Raw genomic sequence first — 283 nt, 5'->3', positions numbered from 1 at the left:
AGGATGTCGGGCTTTTTTTATGTCTAAAAATGATTTCCTGTCACTTCAAACTTTTAATCTCTAAAAATAGACAATAATACCAAGCCAAGGAAAATAGCCTAAGTATGCTAAACATTCATTTCTAAAGAGCATATAATTTACTTATCTCGTGCTTAATATCTTCAAAAAATGACACCAGCCTGCAAAGTTTTAAAATCCAATAAAATTGAATTTTCTATTCATGAATATGAACACGATGCCAATGCGAAAAGTTTTGGCCTAGAAGCAGCCGAGAAATTGGGCT

1 pseudogene is annotated in these 283 nt (G+C 32.5%); it reads left to right on the top strand.

Annotated features, from left to right (window positions below):
* Positions 1–168: 168 nt before the first annotated feature.
* Positions 169–283, top strand: a pseudogene (locus tag B2Y23_RS00475) (Cys-tRNA(Pro) deacylase); the annotation flags it as partial.

The sequence above is a fragment of the Acinetobacter sp. UBA5934 genome, assembly GCF_002430855.1.
Taxonomy (GTDB): Bacteria; Pseudomonadota; Gammaproteobacteria; order Pseudomonadales; family Moraxellaceae; genus Acinetobacter.
This window is presented reverse-complemented; position numbering and strand designations above follow the sequence as displayed.